Annotated in this window: 21 protein-coding genes; all 21 read left to right on the top strand. The window is 60.9% G+C overall.

Annotated elements, in window-relative coordinates:
• Positions 1 to 204 precede the first annotated feature (204 nt).
• Positions 205 to 708 (top strand): hypothetical protein, encoded by a 504-nt coding sequence (locus HA052_RS27455; RefSeq protein ID WP_240937514.1) that lies wholly within the window; start codon positions 205 to 207, stop codon positions 706 to 708.
• Positions 709 to 794: 86 nt separating this feature from the next.
• Positions 795 to 2420 (top strand): terminase large subunit, encoded by a 1626-nt coding sequence (locus HA052_RS22770; protein WP_206119013.1) that lies wholly within the window; start codon positions 795 to 797, stop codon positions 2418 to 2420.
• Positions 2417 to 3658 carry a phage portal protein gene (locus tag HA052_RS22765; RefSeq protein ID WP_166453722.1) on the top strand — a complete coding sequence of 414 codons (1242 nt, stop codon included), beginning with the start codon at positions 2417 to 2419 and terminating at the stop codon, positions 3656 to 3658. The genes HA052_RS22770 and HA052_RS22765 overlap by 4 nt, the downstream gene beginning before the upstream one ends.
• A complete protein-coding gene (locus HA052_RS22760; protein WP_166453721.1) occupies positions 3642 to 4172 on the top strand; it encodes an HK97 family phage prohead protease in 531 nt (176 codons plus the stop codon). The genes HA052_RS22765 and HA052_RS22760 overlap by 17 nt, the downstream gene beginning before the upstream one ends.
• Before the next feature lies 1 nt (position 4173).
• Entirely contained in the window at positions 4174 to 5385 is a 1212-nt protein-coding gene (locus HA052_RS22755; RefSeq protein ID WP_166453720.1) for a phage major capsid protein, read from the top strand.
• Between the two features lie 14 nt (positions 5386 to 5399).
• Positions 5400 to 5954, top strand: coding sequence for a head-tail connector protein (locus tag HA052_RS22750; RefSeq protein ID WP_166453719.1), 555 nt, complete (start codon positions 5400 to 5402; stop codon positions 5952 to 5954).
• The gene (locus HA052_RS22745; RefSeq protein ID WP_166453718.1) at positions 5951 to 6292 is read left to right on the top strand and encodes a head-tail adaptor protein; all 342 of its coding nucleotides are present in this window, start codon (positions 5951 to 5953) and stop codon (positions 6290 to 6292) included. The genes HA052_RS22750 and HA052_RS22745 overlap by 4 nt, the downstream gene beginning before the upstream one ends.
• Entirely contained in the window at positions 6282 to 6743 is a 462-nt protein-coding gene (locus HA052_RS22740; RefSeq protein WP_166453717.1) for a hypothetical protein, read from the top strand. Before HA052_RS22745 ends, HA052_RS22740 begins: the two co-directional genes overlap by 11 nt.
• A 48-nt stretch (positions 6744 to 6791) precedes the next feature.
• Positions 6792 to 7241: a hypothetical protein gene (locus tag HA052_RS22735; protein WP_166453716.1), complete on the top strand. Its 450-nt coding sequence runs from the start codon at positions 6792 to 6794 to the stop codon at positions 7239 to 7241.
• A 57-nt stretch (positions 7242 to 7298) separates the two neighbouring features.
• Positions 7299 to 7889: a phage tail terminator protein gene (locus HA052_RS22730; RefSeq protein ID WP_166453715.1), complete on the top strand. Its 591-nt coding sequence runs from the start codon at positions 7299 to 7301 to the stop codon at positions 7887 to 7889.
• Between the two features lies 1 nt (position 7890).
• Positions 7891 to 8061, top strand: coding sequence for a DUF2635 domain-containing protein (locus HA052_RS22725; protein WP_081574926.1), 171 nt, complete (start codon positions 7891 to 7893; stop codon positions 8059 to 8061).
• A complete protein-coding gene (locus HA052_RS22720) occupies positions 8061 to 9542 on the top strand; it encodes a phage tail sheath subtilisin-like domain-containing protein (RefSeq protein ID WP_166453714.1) in 1482 nt (493 codons plus the stop codon). The genes HA052_RS22725 and HA052_RS22720 overlap by 1 nt, the downstream gene beginning before the upstream one ends.
• 44 nt (positions 9543 to 9586) lie before the next feature.
• Positions 9587 to 9946 carry a phage tail tube protein gene (locus HA052_RS22715; protein ID WP_166453713.1) on the top strand — a complete coding sequence of 120 codons (360 nt, stop codon included), beginning with the start codon at positions 9587 to 9589 and terminating at the stop codon, positions 9944 to 9946.
• Positions 9937 to 10227 (top strand): phage tail assembly protein, encoded by a 291-nt coding sequence (locus tag HA052_RS22710; RefSeq protein WP_166453712.1) that lies wholly within the window; start codon positions 9937 to 9939, stop codon positions 10225 to 10227. Before HA052_RS22715 ends, HA052_RS22710 begins: the two co-directional genes overlap by 10 nt.
• A 148-nt stretch (positions 10228 to 10375) precedes the next feature.
• Complete coding sequence (locus HA052_RS22705) at positions 10376 to 12241, top strand: phage tail tape measure protein (protein ID WP_166453711.1); 1866 nt, start codon at positions 10376 to 10378, stop codon at positions 12239 to 12241.
• Positions 12242 to 12243: 2 nt separating this feature from the next.
• A complete protein-coding gene (locus tag HA052_RS22700; RefSeq protein WP_166453710.1) occupies positions 12244 to 13482 on the top strand; it encodes a DNA circularization protein in 1239 nt (412 codons plus the stop codon).
• Positions 13479 to 14618 carry a phage baseplate assembly protein gene (locus HA052_RS22695; RefSeq protein WP_166453709.1) on the top strand — a complete coding sequence of 380 codons (1140 nt, stop codon included), beginning with the start codon at positions 13479 to 13481 and terminating at the stop codon, positions 14616 to 14618. The genes HA052_RS22700 and HA052_RS22695 overlap by 4 nt, the downstream gene beginning before the upstream one ends.
• Complete coding sequence (locus tag HA052_RS22690) at positions 14615 to 15154, top strand: phage baseplate assembly protein V (RefSeq protein ID WP_166453708.1); 540 nt, start codon at positions 14615 to 14617, stop codon at positions 15152 to 15154. Before HA052_RS22695 ends, HA052_RS22690 begins: the two co-directional genes overlap by 4 nt.
• A complete protein-coding gene (locus tag HA052_RS22685; RefSeq protein ID WP_166453707.1) occupies positions 15151 to 15579 on the top strand; it encodes a phage GP46 family protein in 429 nt (142 codons plus the stop codon). The genes HA052_RS22690 and HA052_RS22685 overlap by 4 nt, the downstream gene beginning before the upstream one ends.
• A complete protein-coding gene (locus HA052_RS22680; RefSeq protein WP_166453706.1) occupies positions 15566 to 16648 on the top strand; it encodes a baseplate J/gp47 family protein in 1083 nt (360 codons plus the stop codon). The genes HA052_RS22685 and HA052_RS22680 overlap by 14 nt, the downstream gene beginning before the upstream one ends.
• On the top strand, positions 16639 to 17217 hold the full coding sequence (locus HA052_RS22675) for a YmfQ family protein (RefSeq protein WP_166453705.1): 579 nt from the start codon (positions 16639 to 16641) through the stop codon (positions 17215 to 17217). The genes HA052_RS22680 and HA052_RS22675 overlap by 10 nt, the downstream gene beginning before the upstream one ends.
• The last annotated feature ends 1 nt before the right edge of the window (position 17218 follow it).

Raw genomic sequence — 17218 nt, 5'->3', positions numbered from 1 at the left:
GAGTGGCGGGGGGCGAGATGGCCCCCGGCCAGGGGTGGGGGTGGGTTGAAAGTCTGGCGGCATTCGGTCCTGACCGCGTGCCTAGCCGCGCATTTTTATGGCCTCCTGTTTTTGGAGAGGGGGGGGTTAAGAATAGAGAGCCTCTGAAGCGTTTTAGGACGCTTCGGGGGCTTTTTTCATGGGCGAACGCCCTGGAGGGGCGCAATGAGCGATACAAGGCCGCCGTTTACGGTGGTTCAGGGTGGCGCGGGGGGTGGCGGCAAATTGCCGGTTGGTAAGCAAGATTTGAAAAGTCCGCCGCCGCCGCCGGGTGCGCAGCTGACACCGCGCGAGCGGAAGGTGTGGGATTACATCTGTTCGAATCTGCGAGAGGCGGGCTTGGAGCATCTGACGGCGGGGCTTGCGGTAAGCGTTATCTCCAAAACCTATATTCGCTGGCTGGATGCGGAAATCAAGCTGTCCGAATTTGAGGAGAAACACAAGACGTACTTTGTCACATCGCCGAATGGCCACCAGCAGCCGCATGCGGCCTTCTATGTAGTGAAGCAGCTTAAGGGGGATTTGTTGAAATGGCTTCCGGAGTCATGTCTAACGATTCCATCCGTGGCGGCGGTCAAGGCGAAGATGGGGGACAAAGCGCCGCAAGACGATCTGTTCGACGAAATGCTAAATCACGGAAGAAGCCACCCGTCAGCCGGCTACGGCTGATTCCGCCAGAGGAGGAGTGGCAGGAGTGGGACCGGGTGTATGGGGTGCCAGTCCTACGGGGTGAAATAGTGGTTGGCCAGCTCACAATGCTGGCAGTCGAGCGACATTACCGGGATTTGCAGCAGGCCGCGAAACGCGGTCTTTTTTTTAGCCCGGCGCATGCCTGGCACTGCATAGACTTTGTGCAAACCCGCTTCGTTCACATCAAGGGGCCGCTGGCCGGCAAGCCCTTGTTGCTGGATGGCTGGCAGTTGTTTTGGACTGCGGTACTTATCGGCTGGCGGCGCAAGGCAAACGGGCTGAGGCGCTTCCGTACCGGGTACGAAGAAGTTGCGCGTAAGAATGGTAAGTCAACGTGGATGTCTCCCATTGCTGCATACCTCTGGATGATGGACGGCGAGGGTGGCGCGGAGGTGTACACGATTGCGACGACGCGCGAACAGGCGATGTCGGTTTTCAAGCCGGCATTCGACAACGTGAAGCGTTGGCGCAAGCGCTCGCCAGGCCTGGCCCGGTCGATCCGGGTGTTTGACGGTGCGAATCAAGAAAAAATGATGTTAGGCGAATCGGTCTGCAAGCCCTTGCCGGCCAATGCCGAGAGTCTGGACGGCTTGAACCCATATGCCTGCTTTGTCGATGAGCTGCACGCGCATAAAACCCGTGAAGTGTGGGACGTGATGGTGTCGGCCCTGGGCGCGAGGGCGCAGCCGCTTATCAACGCAATTACCACGGCGGGTTTCATCCTGACTGGTATTTGCGTGGAGATTCGGACCTACCTTGTCAAAGTCCTACGCGGCGAAATCGAGGATGACTCGTTTTTCGGCGTCGTTTACACGATAGACGAAGGGGACGACCCGTTTGACCCTGCTGTCTGGGTCAAGGCGAATCCCTCGTTAGGCTCCGCCAAGCGGCATGAATACATGCATTCAAACGCCAGCATGGCCAAGGTCTTGCCGAGTGCCCGCGCAAACTTCTTGACCAAAGACTTGAACGTCTTTGTTGGCGATGCGCTCAGCTGGTTTGACATGGAGGTGTGGCGCAAAGGCGGCAAGAAGTTTGACCCGGAAATGCTCAAGGGTCGGCGCTGTTTTGGCGGCTTGGACCTGGCGTCCACGCGCGACATTACCGCTTTCGTTTTGCTGTTCCCTCCGGAGGATGGGGACGAGGGAGGCGATTGGTATGTGTTGGCCTGGTGCTGGGTGCCGCACGCCAAGGTGGACGCGGCGGAGCAGGATGGCGGCAGCGATTACAAGGCCTGGGCGAAGCGTGGTTTTCTGACCGTGACGCCAGGGGATGTCACGGATTATGACCCGGTGATGGAAGTCATTGAGCAGGCGGCGCTTGATTACGACTTGCAAGAAGTGGCGTTCGATGGCTGGAACGCGCAGCAGGTTTCTAACAAGTTGCTGGAGAAGGAAATACCGATGGTCAAAATCCCGCAAACCTTTGGCGGTTTGTCCCCTGGCGCAAAGCAGCTTGAGCGCTTGGTGTATAGCCGGTGTTTGCGGCATGGCGGCAATCCGGTTTTGCAGTGGTGCGCCGGCAATGTGACGTTGCTGTTGGATAGCAATGAAAACTGCAAGCCGGACAAAAAGCGCTCACAAGGTCGCATTGATCCGATTGTGGCCTTAACGATGGCGGCAAGCCGGGCGGTGGCGCATATCGAGGATGAGGCCTCTGTCTACGAAGAAGGGGGATTGAGAACGCTATGAGCCTGAGTTTCAAAAGCATGTGGCCGTTCGGGAGAAAGAGCGCCGTTGCGGATGCTAACGCCGCCTTGGTGGCGGGGTTCTTGAAGGGGTACGCATCTAAAACTGGCGCGGTGGTTACGCCGTCCACGGTGATGCGGGTTAGCACTTGCTTTGCATGTGTCCGCAACATCAGCGAGGACATGGCAAAGCTGCCCTTGCACTTGTACAAGCGCTTGCCGCGCGGCAAAGAGCGCGCGGTAAAGCATCCGCTGTATCCCTTGCTTCGGTCCACGCCCAATAGCTGGCAAACCTCGTTTGAGTTTGTCCAGATGCTGACCGCGCATATGTTGCTGCGCGGCAATGGCTACGCCCGAATCGTGCGCGGCTATGGCGGCAGGGTGCTGGAGCTGTTGCCCTTGCAAACTGGCCGAATGCGGGTGAAGCAGCTGGAAAATTTCGAGTTGAGCTATGGCTATGCCGATAGCCGCGGTCGGGTGGTCCAGCTAGACCCGCCGGACGTGTTGCACCTGCGAGGCCTGACGCTGGACGGCGTGGTGGGAGTGACGCCGATAGAGTACGCCCGCGAAGCCTTCGGCCTGGCCCTGGCGGCGGAGGAACACGGCTCCCGCATGTTCGGCGGCAGGGTGACGGGGCCGGGTGTGTTGAAGCATCCGGGCAAGTTGTCGGACCCGGCGTTTAAGCGGCTGCAAGAGTCCTGGCGTGAAAACGGCGGGCTGGAGAATGCCGACGCCCCCGTCATTCTGGAGGAGGGGCTAGTGTGGGAATCCCTGGGTCTGAAGCTGAGCGACTTGCAGTTTCTTGAGACGCGCAAGTATCAGGGTGAGGAGGTGGCCAGGCTCTACCGCATGCCGCCGCACAAGGTCGGCATCATGGACAAGGCCACGTTTTCCAATATCGAAAACCAGTCCCAAGAATATGTGACGGATACCTTGCTCCCATGGGCGTTGCGCTGGGAGCAGGCGCTTGCGCGCGATGTGCTGACGGAGCAAGAGCGCCAGGACTTCTATGCATCTTTCCTGTTTAACAACCTGCTGCGCGGCGACACCAAGACGCGGGGCGAGTTTTACCGGAGTTTGCATGGCGTGGGGGCGCTGTCGGCAAACGACATTTTGGAGATGGAGGACATGGACACGTATGAGGGCGGAGATATGCGTTTTGTGCCGCTGAATATGGTGCCTGTCGATATGGCGCGTGAAGCGGCAATCAGGAAAGGGGGAGGTAGTGGCGCTGGATCATAAGAGCTTCAGCCTGGAAATCAAAGCCGTCAACGATGACGGCTTTTTTTCTGGCTATGCAAGCGTGTTCGGGGTGGTGGACAGCCACGGCGACATTGTCGCCAAGGGTGCGTTTTCCGCTTCGCTGGCGGCGTGGGCGGCAAAGAAGCGGCTGCCCTCGCTGCTGTGGCATCACAAGCTTGATGAGCCTATCGGCGTTTGGACGGTGATGCGCGAGGACGATGTGGGCTTGTACGTAGAGGGCCGGCTGTCTCAAAAAGTCCAGCGTGGGGCGGAGGTGTACGAGCTGATGAAAATCGACGCGGTGTCCGGCCTGTCCATCGGCTATGTGACGCGAGAGGACAGCTACGACCGGGTAACGGACGTGCGAACCCTGAAGCAAGTGGATCTGTGGGAAGTCTCCCCCGTCACCATGCCGTCGAACGAACAGGCCCGGCTGACGGGAATCAAGAGCCGCGATAGCGCGGAAACCAAAAACGCCATTCAGGCGCTCATTAACAGTATGCGGAGTAAATAACATGGAAGTGAAAGAACTGGTTCAAAACCTGGGCGGCGCGTTTGAAGAATTCAAAAAAACCAATGATGAGCGCCTGAAGCGTGTTGAGAAGGGGCTTACGACTGGCGACCTTGAGGCCAAGCTGGCAAATGTGGACAAGGCAATCTCCGAGCTGGAGAGCGTCAAGCGCTCCATAGACGACTTGAGCAAGAAGGCCGCGCGCGGCGGCCTGGGCGGCAATGGCGAGCTGAGTGGCGATCAAGTCGAGCACAAGCAGGCCTTTGGCCGCTTCATGCGCAAGGGCGTTGACGATGGTCTGGCCGAACTGGAGGCCAAGGCCTTGAGCCTGGGGGCTGACCCGGACGGCGGTTATGCGGTGCCGGAAGAGCTGGACCGCAACATCATCCAGTTGGAACGCCGCGACGTGCCGATGCGCGACATTTGCAATGTCATCCCGGTTGGTAATGAGGAGTACAAGCGCCTCATCAATACCGGCAAGGCAAAGGGCGGCTGGGTTGGTGAGACGGACCCGCGCCCGGCCACCGGTACGCCGCAACTGGCTCAGGTGGCGCCGTTTTTTGGCGAGTTGTACGCCAATCCTGAAGCTACGCAAAAAATGCTGGATGACGTGTTTTTCGATGCTGAGGCCTGGCTGGCCGGAGAGGTGGCTATTGAGTTTTCCGAACAGGAAAACGCTGCCTTTACGGGCGGCAATGGCGAGAAAAAGGCTAAGGGCTTTCTGTCCTACGATGTAAGCGACGAGACGGACGACAAGCGTAAGCTGGGGACGCTGCAATATGTGAGTTCCGGCGCAGCGGCGGCGCTGACGGCGGACGCCCTGCTTGATCTGATTTACAGCCTCAAGCGCGGCTATCGCCGCAACGGCACGTTTGTTCTGAACGGCCTGACGCTGCCGGCGATTCGTAAGCTGAAGGACGGTGAGGGCAACTATCTGTGGAAGCCGGGCCTCGATGCGGGCGAGGTGTCCACGCTGCTGAACAAGCCGATTTCCGAAAACGACGATATGCCCTTGGTAGCTGCGGATGCGCTGGCTATCGCCTTCGGCGATTTCAAGCGCGGCTACACCATCGCCGACGTTCGCGGCGTTCGCGTCTTGCGCGATCCGTTCAGCAATAAGCCCTATGTCGGCTTCTACACCACCAAGCGCGTGGGCGGCGGCGTGATGGACTCCAACGCCATCAAGCTGATGAAGATCGGCGCGGCCAAGAAGTAAGCGAAAGGGGCGTCATGGATGAAGTCTTGATAACGCCCCCGCCGCCGCTTTTCGATGATCTGGCCCTGATGCGTCAGCAATGCAAGATCGACGACGACTTAACCGAGGAGGACGCGCTTTTGCGCGTCTACCTGGGCGCGGCGACGGCGTTGGCCGAGTTGGAAATAGGGCGGCCGATTCTGCCGCAAGTGTGGGAACGCACGGTCTACGGCGCGGACGGCGTGGTCAAACTGCGGCCGGACGTGATCGGCGTTGAAAGCGTGGTGGCGTTGGGGCGGCGTGGCGAAGAAATGCCGATTGCCGAGGACTGGTGGTTAGAGCGCGGGCGGCGCGTGATCTGCGCCAGGCCGGCCGGCGCGGCAGCGGTGCGCGTGCGCTACCGCTGCGGCGCGTGGCGCACGCCGGAGCAAGTGCCCCAAGGGGTGCAAAACTGGCTGCTGTTGAGGGTGGCGACGGCCTACGCAAACCGCGAGGCGGTGCTCACGCAAGGGCGGGAGCAGCTGGCCGCACTGCCGCGCGGCTTTGTTGATGGCTTGCTGGACCCGTACCGTTCCGGAGAGCGGCTATGACGACCGTCCCCCGTTCCGGGCAGTTGGATAAGCGGGTGACGTTTCGCCGCTGCATTGATGCCGCAGCCGGGGCGTTTGGCATTGAGCGCAGTCATGCGGACGAGCTGCGGACCTGGGCGCGCAAACAAAACACCTCCCCGTCTGTTTACTCCAGTTCGGTGCAGACGGGGGACGCGCTCACTCACGAATTCACCATTCGTCGCCGCCGGAGTTTGCGGATCGGAGACGGCTGGGAGGTGGTCCATGGTATGGCGGTCTATCGGGTAAAGCGGGTGCTTGAGTTGGCGGGGGGGGATTATATGCTGTACCAGTGCGAGGAGTTGGGCCATGGCAAATGACGGCTTCTATTTGCATATAGAAGGCTTTGACCAGTTTGACCGCATCGATTTTGACAAGAGCAAGGTTCGGGCCGGCATGCGGCGGGTGGGCAAGCTGGTGACGAGCAAAGCTCAGATGAATGTCGCGTTGGCTCGTGGGCAAGGAGCCTATCCGCGCAATCGGACTGGCCGCCTGGTGCATGCAATTCAATACCGCGTCAGCCGCTCCGGCTTCATGACTAAAGTCATGCCCAATATGCCCTCTGGCAGTTCCGAGTATTACCCCGCATTTCTGCATTACGGTGTCCGCCGTGCCGCGAAGCGGGGTAAGGGGCATAAAAAGCAAGCCGCGTCCGGCCCCTGGCGCATCGCGCCGCGAGCAAACTATATCGTCGATGCGCTGGAGGATAGCGCCCCCAAGATCAAGCAAATTCTGGCGGCGGCTTTGCAAAGATCATTGCAGCCAAAGTAAGATTATCCGTTTTCGATATAACGTAAGAGGTGTTGGGTGAAGGCGCTAGTGAAGTGGTTTGTAATTCTGTCTGTGGTTCCTGTGCTGTTGTTCCTCGTCTTTGGGGATAAAACTTCTAAGCCGATACCGATGGGTCAGGCAAGCGCTCCGGCGCAGGCCGTTCCTCCCTCTGAGGCCCCGGCCGTTTCCAAGGCGTCCATGGAGGAAGTCGATAAGCTGACCTTGGCGTATCTGAACGGCAAGGTCTTCCCTTCTGGTGCGGTGGTGTGCAAATCCGAAGTGTTGGATGGGTATGTCTTTATCGGTTGTAAAAACCGACAGCTGGGCGGCGAGTCGGCGGTTCGTCTGTGGGTGTTGAAAGAGGGCGAGTACCTGGCCGTTAATGGCTCTGCGCGCCAGGATTTGGAGCGCTTGCCGTCAGCGGGCCACTTGAAGGAGATGCCCTTGCCGTTGCCTGCATCAATCAATATCGAGGAGGCCATCAAGGCCACAGCATAAATTAGGCTGTTGTTAATCAAACCCCGCTTCGGCGGGGTTTTTTTATGGGTGCTGGAAATGGATATCAACGCGGTTGTTGCGCATCTGCGGGAGCACTGCCCTTTGTTTGCTCGCCGTGTTGGGGCGGGGCTTGATCTTGATGCGGTGTTGGAGGGGCTGGAGCTTCCCGTCCCGTCCGCGTCGGCCATTTTTGCCGGCGATGACGCCGAGCCTAACCGGTTGCAAACCGGGGTGATGCAGGACGTGGTGGACGAGCTTCACATTCTCGCCATCGTTGCGAATGTGGACGAGCCGGGGCAGACGGCGGCAGCGACGGTTGGCCAGGTGCGCGCCGAACTGCTGCGAGCGCTGGCGGGGTGGAGTCCGGGCGAGCGTTACGAGCCGCTGGAATATCGAGGTTCCGACGTGGTGAAGGTGGATCGGGCGCGCGCCTACTACCTGTTTCGTTTTGTGACGGCCTGGCAGTTGGGCGCCCCAGTGCTGTCCGTTGGAGAGGGGGCTGAGACGTGGCCCGAGGTGGAATTGCCCCGCCTAGTTGAATTTGGGGGCATGAGTGGCGGCGTCGATTTCATCAACCCGGGCAATGGGCCGGATGGTCGAATTGAGCATGAATTCAGGGTGGAGTTTCCGCCCGAAGGGAGGGAGTGAAATGTTTGTAAAACCCGTAGGAGGGTGTGAGATAGCGGACCCGGAGCGCGGCGATTTGTTGTCGCTGGAGGGGCGCGACGTGCCGGAAAACCAATATTGGCTGCGGCGTGAAGCGGAGGGCGTGATAGAGCGCACGGCTCCGCCCGAGGCCAAGCCTAAAGGAAAAGGCTAATGATTTCGTTTAATCAGATACCGCAAAACCAGCGGGTGCCGCTGTTCTTCGCGGAAATGGACAATAGCGCGGCCAATCTGTTCAGCCAAAATCAGCGCAATCTGTTGATCGGTCACAAGCTGTCGGCCGGCGGCGCGCTGCTGGGCGTGGCCGCGATGGTGAATAGCGTGGCGCAGGCCTGGGAGATGTATGGTCGCGGTTCGATGTTGGCGTCCATGGTTGAGGCGACGCTGGCTAACGATCCCTCCGCCGAAGTGTGGGCGGTGCCGGTGGAGGAGCCGGCCGGCGCGGCGGCAACCGCGACAGTCACGCTATCGGGCGTTGCGCAAGCCGCCGGAGTGATTTGCCTGTATGTGGCCGGGCAGCGGGTGCAGGCGGTCGCCGGTATGAACGATAGCGCGGCAGTTGTGGCCGGGGCGCTGGCGGCGGCGATAAACGCCGCGCCGGGTCTGCCGGTGACGGCGGAGGTTTCGGGCGCGGCGGTCAAGCTGGCTTGCCGTTGGAAAGGGGCTGGCGGCAACGATATCCCGCTGAGCCTGAACTATAGGGGAACGCTGGGCGGCGAGGCTTTGCCGCCGGGCGTGGCGGTGGAGTTGGCGGCGTTTGCCGGCGGTGCCGGCCTGCCGTCCCTGGTGGGGGCGGTACTAGCGATGGGGGATGAAGAATACGACTTCATTGCCAGCGGCTTCAGCGATACCGGCGCGCTTGATCTGCTCAAGATCGAGATGGCGGACAACGGCGGGCGCTGGAGCTATTCGCGCCAGCTGTACGGCCATGTCTATGCGGCGCTGCGCGGCACTGTGTCGATGTTGCAAGTCTTTGGCAAGAGTCGGAACGATCAGCATGCGACGGTGGCCGGCTTTGAAGCGGATGTGCAGGCCCCGGCCTGGAGCTACGCCGCCGCCTACGCCGCGCGCAATGGCGCATTTTTGAAGCTGGACCCGGCGCGGCCGACGCAAACGGGCGAATTGGTCGGCATTCTGCCGGCACGGCCTGGCCGTCGCTTTGTGGCGTCTGAGCGCAATGTGTTGCTTCAATACGGCATAGCCACTAGTTCCACTGGGCCGGATGGAACGGTGCGGGTGGAGCGCGCGGTAACGACGTTTCAAAAGAACGCCTATGGGCAGCCGGACGTGTCCTATCTGGATAGTGAAACGCTGTTTACCAGCGCTTACGTGTTGCGGCGGCTGCGGCAGTTGGTGACGAGCAAGTACGGGCGTCACAAACTGGCGCGCGATGGCACGCGTTTTGGAGCCGGCCAGGCCATCGTTACGCCCAATATGATCCGGGCGGAGCTGGTGGCCGAGTACATCAAGATGGAGGCCTTGGGCGTTGTCGAAAATACGGACGCCTTTGCCGAGGCCTTGATTGTGGAAATCAACGCGTTGAACCCTAACCGGTTGGACGTGCTATTCCCGCCGGATTACGTCAACCAATTACGCGTGTTCGCGGTGTTGAATCAGTTCCGATTGCAGTATTAAACCAGCGCCCGGCAACGGGCGTTCGGCATTTATAGGGGGTTTTTATGGCGGGACGCAAAGTCGGCGGAACCAGCTTTGTAAAAGTGGATGGGGTTCAGTTGTCCGTGACGGGCGGTCATGAGGTGCCGCTGACGGATAAGGAGCGCGAAGGCGTGGCAACGTCCGCGGGCAATTATTACACCGAAAAGGACGGATTGCCTTACGTCAATGTCGAGGCGGTTTTGCCGCCGGGCTTCCCGATAAAAAAAATCGTGGAGGGCGACTCCATGACGATTACGTCGGAGTTGGCTAACGGAATGACTTATGTGTTGTCTGGCGCTTGGCTGAAAAACCGGGCGGCGTACAACGCGGAAGATGGCAAAGTGAAATTCGAGTTTGAAGGAGCAAATGGAAAATGGCTGTAAAAGAATATCAGTTGTCCGCGTCGATTGAGGCGCACGGCGAAACCCTGATGGTTTTGTCTCTGTCGCAGCCGACGAATCGGCAGGTGCAAGAAATTGGCATGCTGCCGTACCGCGTGAGCGATGACGGCACGCCACAGCCGCTGCCGCAATGGTGCGCGCGCTATATCGCGAAGTCGGCGAGCATTCCGCCGTCGTCGGTGGATCAAATCGCGCTGCATGATTTCAATGAACTGTGCTGGGCGATGGTTGGTTTTTTTATGAAGCCGGAGTCCAAACCCTAGACGATCTGGACCGGGTTTGCCACGACCTGGCCGCGTGGTGGCGGGTCAATCCGGATGATGTGGAGGCCTGGCCGCTGGACGTGATTGTCCGGCGGCTAGCGCATGCGGCGCGCATCAATGAGCTGAGGCAGGGGTAGACGGAGGGAGTATGTCGGATAAGTTCCAGCTCAAGGCGCTGATTACCGGCGTCGATAAATTGTCGCCAATGTTGGACGGAATGCGCGGGCGCATCGCGTCTTTCAGGAAAAGCCTAAGAAAAAGCGGCATGGGCGATATCAACCTGATGGGGGCGGCCGCGTTTGCCGCCCCTTTGGTTGGCGCGGCTAAGTCCGCGATAGATTTTGAGTCCGCGATGGCGGACGTTAAGAAAGTCGTGGATTTCGATACGCCGCAGCAATTCGCGGAGATGTCTAAGGACGTGGTGGAAATGTCCAAGCGCTTGCCGATGGCGGCCAAGGACATCGCCGCGATTGTCGCGGCGGGCGGGCAAAGCGGTATCGAGAAGTCGGCGCTCAAGCAGTTTGCAGAGGACGCGGTAAAAATGGGCGTCGCGTTTGATTTGAGCGCGTCAGAGTCCGGGGAAATGATGGCTAAGTGGCGCACGTCTTTCAAGATGAATCAGAAAGAAGTGGCCACCCTTGCCGACAAGATTAATTACCTTGGCAATACCGGGCCGGCCAATGCCAAAAAAATCAGCGATGTCGTGACGAAAATCGGGCCGCTTGGCTCGATTGCCGGTGTGGCGGCAGGGGAAATAGCCGCCTTGGGCGCAACGATGGTTGGGACCGGGGTAGAGCAGGATGTGGCCGCCACCGGCATTAAAAACTTCATGCTGGCGCTGACGGCGGGCAAAAGCGCCACCACGTCGCAAAAGAAAATGTTCAAGGCGCTACGGCTGGACGCGAAGCAATTCGCGGTGGATATGCAAACCGACGCCAAGGGCGCGATTACGCGAGTATTAACGGCTATTGGCAAGGTGGATAAATCCAAGCAGTCCGCCGTGTTGGCGGAACTGTTCGGCAAAGAGTCCATTTCAGCGATTGCGCCGTTGCTGACGAACTTGGATTTGCTGAAAACCAACTTTACCCGAGTGGCTGACTCCAGCCAGTACGCCGGCTCCATGCAAAAGGAGTATGAGGCGAGGGCGGCGACAACGGCCAATAACCTGCAAATCATGTCCAACAAGGTGCAGGCGGTGGCGATGGCAGTAGGAAACGTGCTGTTGCCGCCGTTGAATCAGTTCCTGGAGTACCTGGGACCGATAGTCGAGGGGGTGCAGGCCTTTGCGCAGGCAAACCCGGACGTGATTAAGGGGGCCATCGGCGCGGCTGGGGCGGTTGTGGCGCTTAAGTTGGGGGTGATGGCGTTAACGGCGGGCCTGTCGATTATGAATGTGGTAATGGCAATGAGTCCGCTGGGCTTGTTTGTGCGGGGCGCGGCCTTGCTGGCCGGCTATTTGATAGCCAACTGGAGCAAGGTAGGGCCGTGGTTCGCTCAGCTTTGGACAGGGATTAAGTCGTTTTTCGCTGCCGGGCTTGGCTTTGTGAAATCCTATTTGGGGTGGACGCCGCTGGGGCTGGTGCTGAACAACTGGGAGCCATTGAGGGCGTTTTTCGCGGCTTTGTGGGAAGGTCTGAAGGTGGTTTTCGCCATTGGCATGGAGTGGCTTAAAGCGGTGTTCTTGGATTACTCGCCGTTGGGTTTGATTGTCAAAAACTGGGGGCCAATCGTCGAATGGTTCAAGGGGATGTGGGAAAAGATCAAGCCGTTCATTGATCCGATTTTGAGCGGAGCTGCCGCGATTTCTGGTGGTATCTCCGGCGCGATAGGCGGGGCCATCAACAGCTCAACCAATATCATCAAGGGGGCGACGGACGCGGCGAAAGCGGACTTGAACATCAATATCAATGGCGCGCCGGCAGGGACGCGGGTTGATGCGCCAAAGACAGAAAATGCGCGCGTCAACGTCAAGCAAAACGCCGGGGTGCGTAGCCTAGCGGCGGCCAAGGGGTAATCATGTCTGAGCTTGAAAAAATGCATGTCGCCAGCTTCCGGGGGGTTCCGTTCCTGTGGCGAGAGCAGAGCGGGAAGACCGGGAGAAGAATGGCGGAGTTCGAATACCCGCAGCGAGACAAGCCGTATATCGAAGACCTGGGCCGGATCATCCGGCCCTTTTCTTTTGATGCGCAGTTGATGGGGGAGGATTGGCAGGCGCAGTTAAACAAGCTGCTGGACGCGTTGGAGCAGCCGGGCGCGGGTGAGCTGGTGCATCCCTTGTTCGGCGTAGTCAATGTGTACCCTCGCCCGTCTGAGTGGCATTACTCAATTGACCGGCAGCGTTCTGTGACGGTGGGGCTTGAGTTTATTGAAGCCGGGGAGTTGGCTTTCCCTGCGGCCTCGGTCAATACCGCGTCAAAGTTGATTGAAAAAGCGGATGGCTTCGCGGGACTGGTTCCCGAGTTGCCCCGGTTGGATTTGCCGGCGCTGGACGATTTGCGCGGGTTGGCCGGGGCGGCGGGTCAAGTCGTGGATCAAGTGAGATCAGCTTACTCGCGGGTGGACTCGTTGATTGGCGGCGTAATGCAGTCGGTAGGCGATATCACCTCTTTTGTCGATGCGGCCATTCATTCCCCCGGCACGTTTATGGACAAGCTGAGCCAGCAGCTTAGCCAACTGCGCGCGCCCTTCATGGGGTTTGCGGAGTCAACGCGGCGCGGAGGGGCAAGGACAGTCGCGGCGGCGACGCTGGCCAGTTCGCCGACAACGCGCCCGGTTGGGGCTGAGGCGGCGGTGGCGCATGTGCTGGGGCTGACGCAGGCGGCTGTTTTGTGGGACGCGGCGCATGTGCTGGCGCAAATGCCCGTTCAGCCTGGTGCTGTGGTGCCTGTCACATATCCCTCTGTGGATCAGCAGGCGGCAAGGCCGCGCGAGGGCGCGGATGCTCCGGTGGTGGATGATGTCGACGCCTTGGGTGGTGAGTTGGGGGAGGTGTTGTGGCAGCGCGGTTTGGAGGCGTCCCCGTTTGAGTATCGCGCCTTGCAGGCATTGCGCCATGCGCAGGCTCAACATTTGGCCGCAGTGGCGCGGCAGGGGGTCAAGGTGATGCGCGTAGAGCCTGGCGTGGTGACGCCGGCTTTGGTGATGGCACATCGCTTGTATGGCGATGCGGGGCGCGCTGGCGAGATTGTGGAGCGCAATAGGGTGCGCCATCCCTTGTTTATGCCGGCGCAAGCAATGAGGGTCTTGAGCAAATGAACGACAGGACGGCTTTAGACCCGGCTAACGCGGTCACGCTGACGGTGAACGGGCACGATTACGGCGGCTGGCTGGACGTGTCGATTACTGCCGGCGTGGAGCGACAAGCGCGGGAGTTCACGGTAGCCATTACTCGCGGCTATCCCGATGCGCCGCAGCAACTGCGCGCGATTGCGGAGGGCGACAGCGTGGTTGTGAGAATCGGCCCGGACAAGGTGCTGAGCGGTTACGTGTTCGTCACACCGCGCAGTCATGACGGGCAGAACATCACGTTCGGCATAGCGGGACGCAGCCGTACCGCCGACATCGTGGACTGCGGCGCATTGAATCAGCCGGGGCATTGGAAGGGGCAGACAGTGTTGTCCATTGTACGCGCTTTGGTGGAGCCGTACGGCGTGCCGGTCGTTAGCGAAGTGGGGGCTGGTCCGGTGATTTCAGATCATGCCATCGAGCCGGGAGAGACGGTGTTTAGCTCAATAGACAAGCTGCTCAAGTTGTCGCGGCTGCTTTCCACCGATGACGCCGAGGGCCGCTTGGTACTGGTGGCGCCGGGTGGCGGCGGGCGGGCTTCGGATGCGCTGGTCCTGGGGCAAAACATTTTGTCCGCCAATGGGCAGTTTGACTTCTCTGGGGTGTTTAGCGAGTACGTGGTGAAAGGCCAGTCGCGAGGGAAGGATGGGCATAGCGGCGCGGCCGCCAGCGAAGTCAACGCCGCCGCTAAAGACGACAGGACGGCGCGCAAAAGGGTGATGGTGATGCACGAGTCCGGCAACCTTTCGCGGCAACTGGCGCAAGAACGCGCCGACTACGAACGCGGCAGCCGGATGGCCAAGGCGTTGGCAGTATCGGTGGAGGTGGCGGGCTGGCGGCAGAGCAATGGCCAGCTTTGGCGGCATAACCAGATTGTGCGGTTTCGCGATGACGTGTTGGGGCTGGACCGGGACATGATGATTGGAGAAATCACCTACAAGCTGAGCGGCAGCGGCACTATCGCGGCGCTGTCGATTGCGCCCCCGGACGCTTATATGCCGGAGCCGGCGGACCCCAAGGGGCTGAAGGGCAAGAAGCGTAAGAAGAAGGGAAGCAAGGACGAGTTCGAATATCTGCTGGATGCGGATTGGGAGAAAAAAGCATGAGCTTGAGCGGCATGATAGCGCGGGGGCGGGTGCTGCTGGCGAACTCCGCCAGCAAGTTGCAGGCGCTGCAAATCCGGCTCTTGGCCGGAGAGACGCAGGATGATGTGGAGCACTTCGAGCCGTTTGGTTTGACCGCGGTTCCGATGGCCGACGCCGAGGCCATCGCCTTGTTCCTGGGCGGGGATCGTAGTCACGGTGTGGTGATCGCGGTGGGGGATCGCCGCTATCGAGTGACGGACCTGACGCCAGGGGAGACGGCGGTTTACAACGCGCACGGTCATAAGCTGGTGCTGTATCGGGATCGGGCGGAGTTGCTTACACCTCGTTTTGATGTGACGGCGAATGGCGGGGTTTTCATCAAGGCTCCGATTTTGAATGTGTCCGGCCAGATTCGCGCCGGAGGCGAGATAACGGACCATGCCGAAGGCAGCGGCATGAGCATGGCCGCGATGCGTGGGGCGTACAACGGCCACGACCACAACGAAAACAACCAAGCCGGCGGGCCTACCGGCAAGCCAAATCAGGGGATGCGATGACGCCGATTGCTACACGAAATCGCGAGCCGGTGCCGGCGGATAGTTCGCTTGCGCGCGCGGTGGTCATCAGCTTGTTTACCTGGCGGCGGGCGGGGGAGTCCGACGTGGTGGACGGCTTGGAGCGGATGGGATGGTGGGGAGATGCCTTCCCCTCGGTGCCTAACGACAAGATCGGCTCCCGGCTTTGGTTGTTGCAGCGCGAGAAGCTGACGTCGCAAACATTATTGCGGGCGGAGTCCTACGCCGCCGAGGCGTTGGAGTGGCTGCGCGAGGATGGCCACGCAAGCGCCGTTACCGTCAAGGCCCAGCGGGTTGGCCTGGACTGTCTAGGGCTTTTCGTGTCGGTCACGGAAGACGGCGGCGCGGACTGGACTTTTGATTTTGAAAACCTATGGGGGGTGAGTCATGCCAATGGACGCGCCTAATTTGCCGCAGCTGGTGGACGCCGCGCGGCGCGACTTGCTGGCGATGGGGCTGGATGGGTTGCGCCGGGCGGATGCCGAAGTGTACTCGCGGATGGTGGCCGGCGGGGTGCATGGCCTGTATGGATATCTTGATTGGCACGCGCGGCAGTTGTTTGCGGAGTCGTGCGACGACGAGGCGCTATTAGGCCATCACGGCCCGTTCTGGCTGGGGCAGGGGCGCACGCCGGCCGCAGCGGCGGCGGGTTGGGTGCGCGTGCGCGGCGCGCCAGACGCGCCGATTCCGGCGGAGAGTCGTTTTCAAAGCGAGTCCGGGGTGTTGTTGGTCGTGCCTGTCGGGGCGGTTTTGCCGGCGGCGGGCGTGCTGGATGTGCGGATGGTGGCGATTGAGCCGGGCGCGGCGGGGAATTTGAAGCCAGGGGCGCGTGTTGACTCGGTGCAGCCGTTGCCAAGGGTCGAGTCCTCCGCCCTGGTGATAGGGGATGGTGTAGTGGGCGGGGCGGACATTGAGCCGATAGAGTCCTACCGCGCCCGTGTACTGGCGGTGAAACGCCGTGATGGCGAAACCGGACGGCCGGAGGATTTCGAGGTCTGGGCCAAGGAGGTGCCGGGGGTAACGCGCGCGTGGTGCGCGCCGCGCTGGCCGGGGCCGGGGCAAGTGGCGGTGTTCTTTGTTCGCGATGGCGACGTGGACGGGCCGTTGCCGTCCCCGTCCGAGGTGGCGGCGGTGACTACGCACTTGGAGGAAACCGGGACGGCTTACGGCGAGCCGAGCGGCGCGGCTCCGGTGGATAAGCCGGTAGCGGTACGGCTGAGCATTTCACCGGACACGCCGGAGATGCGCGTTGCGGTGTTGGCGCGGCTGGATGCGCTGTTCGCGGCACGGGCCGCGCCGCTTGACCGCGAACGCCTGGCGGCGGGGTTGACGCGGGGCGTGACGTTGCGGCGCAGCTGGTTTGCCGATGCTGTGAGCGCCGCCGGGGTTGAGTTTTACACCGTGACGGAGCCGGCGGCGGACGTGGCTTGCAGGGTGGGTGAGCTGGCCAGGCGCGGGGAGGTGGCATGGAGTTGATTGCGCAATATCGCCAGCAGCTGCAAATGCTGCTGCCGCCGGGGCCGGCCTGGTCGGACGAATGGGCCAGCGCCGGCATGGCCGGCGGGTCTGCTCCCAGCCTTGCGCGGGTGCATGGCGCGGTGGACTCGCTGCCGGTGGAGGCGGACCCGCGCAGAACGGCGCAGCTGTTGCCGGAGTGGGAGCGTGAGTTCGGGTTGCCTGACGGTTGCCTGGGCCTGGGCAGCTTGCCGGAGCGGCGGGCGGCCTTGGTGGCGCGCATGTTCGCGACCGGTAGCCAGCGCCGCGCGGCCTATCTGCGCTTGGCGCGGGCGTTGGGTTATACCGCCGATATTCGTCGCCATCGATGCCTGGTCGCGGGGTTTCAAGCCGGCAGCGAGTGCGCGCCCCCGGCGGCGCGTTTTTGTTTCTCAGTGGTCTTCAAAGGGGTTCGCATCAACCAATTTGCGGCGGGCGGCTCTGTTTCCGGGGAGCCGTTGGGGCGAGTGATTGGCGGCGGCCCGTTGGAGTGCCAGATACGCAGGATGGCGCACGCGGAGAGCGTGGTGTTTTTTAGATACGAGGTTTGAG

It is taken from the genome of Chromobacterium fluminis (genome assembly GCF_011602385.1).
GTDB lineage: Bacteria > Pseudomonadota > Gammaproteobacteria > Burkholderiales > Chromobacteriaceae > Chromobacterium > Chromobacterium fluminis.
Note: the sequence above shows the minus strand (reverse complement) of the source record. Positions and strands in the feature narration are given on the sequence as shown.

Coding starts and splice junctions, on each gene's coding strand:
- HA052_RS27455 (WP_240937514.1), top strand. CDS start 205: ATGAGCGATACAAGGCCGCCGTTTACGGTGGTTCAGGGTGGCGCGGGG.
- HA052_RS22770 (WP_206119013.1), top strand. CDS start 795: ATGCTGGCAGTCGAGCGACATTACCGGGATTTGCAGCAGGCCGCGAAA.
- HA052_RS22765 (WP_166453722.1), top strand. CDS start 2,417: ATGAGCCTGAGTTTCAAAAGCATGTGGCCGTTCGGGAGAAAGAGCGCC.
- HA052_RS22755 (WP_166453720.1), top strand. CDS start 4,174: ATGGAAGTGAAAGAACTGGTTCAAAACCTGGGCGGCGCGTTTGAAGAA.
- HA052_RS22750 (WP_166453719.1), top strand. CDS start 5,400: ATGGATGAAGTCTTGATAACGCCCCCGCCGCCGCTTTTCGATGATCTG.
- HA052_RS22745 (WP_166453718.1), top strand. CDS start 5,951: ATGACGACCGTCCCCCGTTCCGGGCAGTTGGATAAGCGGGTGACGTTT.
- HA052_RS22740 (WP_166453717.1), top strand. CDS start 6,282: ATGGCAAATGACGGCTTCTATTTGCATATAGAAGGCTTTGACCAGTTT.
- HA052_RS22730 (WP_166453715.1), top strand. CDS start 7,299: ATGGATATCAACGCGGTTGTTGCGCATCTGCGGGAGCACTGCCCTTTG.
- HA052_RS22725 (WP_081574926.1), top strand. CDS start 7,891: ATGTTTGTAAAACCCGTAGGAGGGTGTGAGATAGCGGACCCGGAGCGC.
- HA052_RS22720 (WP_166453714.1), top strand. CDS start 8,061: ATGATTTCGTTTAATCAGATACCGCAAAACCAGCGGGTGCCGCTGTTC.
- HA052_RS22715 (WP_166453713.1), top strand. CDS start 9,587: ATGGCGGGACGCAAAGTCGGCGGAACCAGCTTTGTAAAAGTGGATGGG.
- HA052_RS22710 (WP_166453712.1), top strand. CDS start 9,937: ATGGCTGTAAAAGAATATCAGTTGTCCGCGTCGATTGAGGCGCACGGC.
- HA052_RS22705 (WP_166453711.1), top strand. CDS start 10,376: ATGTCGGATAAGTTCCAGCTCAAGGCGCTGATTACCGGCGTCGATAAA.
- HA052_RS22700 (WP_166453710.1), top strand. CDS start 12,244: ATGTCTGAGCTTGAAAAAATGCATGTCGCCAGCTTCCGGGGGGTTCCG.
- HA052_RS22695 (WP_166453709.1), top strand. CDS start 13,479: ATGAACGACAGGACGGCTTTAGACCCGGCTAACGCGGTCACGCTGACG.
- HA052_RS22690 (WP_166453708.1), top strand. CDS start 14,615: ATGAGCTTGAGCGGCATGATAGCGCGGGGGCGGGTGCTGCTGGCGAAC.
- HA052_RS22685 (WP_166453707.1), top strand. CDS start 15,151: ATGACGCCGATTGCTACACGAAATCGCGAGCCGGTGCCGGCGGATAGT.
- HA052_RS22680 (WP_166453706.1), top strand. CDS start 15,566: ATGGACGCGCCTAATTTGCCGCAGCTGGTGGACGCCGCGCGGCGCGAC.
- HA052_RS22675 (WP_166453705.1), top strand. CDS start 16,639: ATGGAGTTGATTGCGCAATATCGCCAGCAGCTGCAAATGCTGCTGCCG.